Consider the following 687-nt stretch of genomic DNA (forward strand, 5'->3'; position numbering starts at 1 on the left):
CGCGCCGGGCATAAACCACGGGTTTACCGGTCCTCGGTGCCGTCCTCGGAGAAAAACCAAGCGGTCCTGTGCGGAGCTCAATGCTCCGGACAAGACCGCTTGTGAGGTGCTGCCGGGATGGGTCCGGCGAGAGGTCAGTAGCTGGTCGGTGTCCCGGTCGGGCCTGCGGCAGTGGGCCTGAACTTGGCTGCCAGCGCCTCGGTGCCCCGGGCCAGCAGCGACACATCGGCGCCGACACCCACATAGTGGGCACCGAGTTCGATGTAGCGTTTGGCCGCGGCCTCAGCGAACGCGTTGACCCCGACGTACTTTCCGGCGGCCTTGCCAGCGGCAATGGATTTTTCCACCGCTGCCACGACGTCAGGGTGGTCCTGCTGCCCGATCACGCCCATGGAGGCGGCGAGGTCCGAGGGACCGATGAAGATGCCGTCGACCCCTTCGGTGGAAACGATCGCCTCGACGTTCTGGACGGCTTGCGCCGATTCGATCTGCACCATCAGGGTCAGCGATTCCCCGGCCCTGGTCAGGTAGTCCGGGACGCGGTTCCAGCGGGCCGAGCGGGCCAGCGCCGAGCCGACGCCACGCACACCCATCGGCGGGTAGTGGCAGGCAGCCACCGCATCGCGGGCGTCCTCGGCGGTGTTGACCATCGGGATGATCAGCGATTGCACGCCCAAATCCAGGTAC

1 protein-coding gene is annotated in these 687 nt (G+C 67.0%); it reads right to left on the bottom strand.

The genetic code is table 11. The features are described 5' to 3' along the window. Positions 1–134: 134 nt before the first annotated feature. The coding region (locus tag B879_RS24215) for an aldolase/citrate lyase family protein (protein WP_040401639.1) at positions 135–687 on the bottom strand (553 nt) is incomplete at its 5' end.

Source organism: Cecembia lonarensis LW9 (genome assembly GCF_000298295.1).
Classification (GTDB): domain Bacteria; phylum Bacteroidota; class Bacteroidia; order Cytophagales; family Cyclobacteriaceae; genus Cecembia; species Cecembia lonarensis.